Here is a 2,055-nt window from a genome sequence, read left to right as displayed (position 1 = left end):
GGGTCGCATCATGATCGATGGGCTCCTGAGAGAATCGGGAGCCCAGCATCTGGCATTAGCTTAGTGCTTTGAATGTGGGGTTAATGGAGCGGTTACGTTCGATCCAGTGAGTGGACCCGTTGGTCTGGCCGTAGCCAGCCGAGCCGCTGACGCTTCCGCCAAAGCCCACGACGACGGTGGCGCTGTTTTCCCAACGCATCGTCGAGCTAAGCAAAAAGCGCGGCATGACACAACGATCCCTTTTGGCGGCAACGGAGATTCATGTGCAGCAGATAAAGCGATACGAGGCTGTTAGCTCCTTGCCTACAGCCGACGTACTGAAAAAGCTGGCTATCGCGCTGCACGTGACCTCGGACTTTTTGCTATTTGAAACCGACGAACGCGGGCCAGATGATCGACTGTGCTACCAGTTCGAAGCGATTTCACGTATGCCGACGGAAGAGCAAGAACTGGTCCGATGCCTGCTCGATGCAGTGATGAAACATCAGGTAGCCGGGGCCATTGCCCGTGCAGCAGGGCCAGCGACTAATTGAAAGGAGTAATCGAAAGGCGGTAGATCTGTGTATTACAAAGGTAATACACCGCACACCAGTGTTTATTGGGCGAACCCTGTGTTTTGTATTACAAATGTATAACAGTACCCAGAAGACAGAAACCGGATAACTAATTGATACATATAGAAAATACCCGCCTCGCGAGAGGTGCGTGATGTGTATTGAGATTTTGCTCCTGTTAAGGAGCGGAAATTCATGCTCAAAAAGGGCGTATTGAGCAACTAGACCATAGGTCGTCGGGGTGGGTGCAAAAGGGATGCAACTTGACTGCGGAAAGGATGCAAGTAGGATGCAAAAAGAGTGCAATCAGGGTGCAAAACACCGGCGCAAGGCCGGTGCCATATCAACTCAGACCCCTTAAAATTTATAATGGAACTCACCTGCCTGTTCATCTATCAGCTTTTGTTAAATTAGAGTAACAACCAAACTTGGGAATTTTTTCATAATTTCGAGACGGTTCGAAACTTGATCTGGCCTCTTCAATCTCATGAGGATTAAATTTTTCTCGCCTAATAACAAGGCCGCCTTCCTCATTGAAAATATAGGATTCCCCACCTATGACCTCGTCTCCATCCCTTTCAAACTCACGATGAGTCGCCATAGTCAAAAATAAGTTATCCGCATCCGTTACTTGAAATTGGTAGGTCAGGTACTCACGACATTTTTTATCTAAAAAACCGACACCAACCATTCCTTTATCTATGGAGAACTCAACAAAGCAAGATGGCGCAGAGTCCGAGCCAATGAGAGCTGTATATGACTCACCCGAGAGATGCCTAGAATGTGCCAGAGATTCATCCATAGGCTCTATCGCAAACTTCTTCATCCGAAACCAAGTCTTACAATAATAAATAGGCAGCTCCATCAATACACCTTCCTATTAGTATCTCTAATTAAAATTCCTGCTTTATTGGCAGAGTCCAAGATGGTTTTTGGAATTACTCCATTTTGTGGAGGAACCTCCAGAATAACAGTACCTTGCAATTTTTGACCACCCAAAGACCCACTAGATGGAACTTTCGCAATGGTCGCACCAGAAGGGTATTTCGTAATGGCCTCACTTATGTAGCTCTTTGCTGTCGCCTCTGAAACCTCTGAAAGCTGTGTCAATTTACGAGAGACGATTTCGCCTTTTATGGGATTATACGAATCAACACGATAATAGCCATTCCCGTCAGGTCGCTGAATATAAACTTCGTTATTCGGATAGTTTTTAGACTGTACCTTATTAAACTCATTACCCGCATCAAGCCGTTGCAACCATTCAGGTTTAGACGATGGAGCTACAACATCATCTACCTTTTCTGCAGCACCGCCAGTTGCTTTTGCACCAGCAATCCTCTCCTCAGCCTGCTTCTGCTGAGCCAGCTTACCCCCGTCTTTGGGGATGAGGTTGCCTTCTGAATCAGGAAATTGCAAATCACCCGTAGGGCTGCGGACTTCGAAGTTGCCGGTTTTTGTGTTCAGTACGCGTGTGTAGCCTTCCGGCAGATCCGCTTGC

General features: G+C 47.2%; 2 protein-coding genes and 1 pseudogene. 1 reads left to right on the top strand and 2 read right to left on the bottom strand.

The genetic code is table 11. The features are described from left to right. The first annotated feature begins 176 nt into the window (after window positions 1-176). Window positions 177-533 carry a helix-turn-helix domain-containing protein gene (locus tag KDX37_RS29065; RefSeq protein ID WP_231656616.1) on the top strand — a complete coding sequence of 119 codons (357 nt, stop codon included), beginning with the start codon at window positions 177-179 and terminating at the stop codon, window positions 531-533. Window positions 534-942: 409 nt separating this feature from the next. On the opposite strand, the gene KDX37_RS29060 is transcribed toward KDX37_RS29065, so the two are convergent. Together KDX37_RS29060 and KDX37_RS29055 are read right to left on the bottom strand one after the other, a co-directional pair. Next, window positions 943-1,419, bottom strand: a complete 477-nt coding sequence (locus KDX37_RS29060; protein ID WP_231656615.1) for a lytic transglycosylase — start codon at window positions 1,417-1,419, stop codon at window positions 943-945. Continuing rightward, window positions 1,419-2,055: pseudogene (locus tag KDX37_RS29055) on the bottom strand (hypothetical protein); the annotation flags it as partial. The pseudogene KDX37_RS29055 and the gene KDX37_RS29060, both read right to left, overlap by 1 nt.

This window comes from Pseudomonas californiensis, from assembly GCF_021147775.1.
GTDB classification, from domain to species: domain Bacteria; phylum Pseudomonadota; class Gammaproteobacteria; order Pseudomonadales; family Pseudomonadaceae; genus Aquipseudomonas; species Aquipseudomonas californiensis.
This window is presented reverse-complemented; position numbering and strand designations above follow the sequence as displayed.

What these genes read in the sequence shown, in the direction of transcription:
- KDX37_RS29060 (WP_231656615.1), bottom strand. Translation starts at nt 1,419, where the DNA reads ATGGAGCTGCCTATTTATTATTGTAAGACTTGGTTTCGGATGAAGAAG.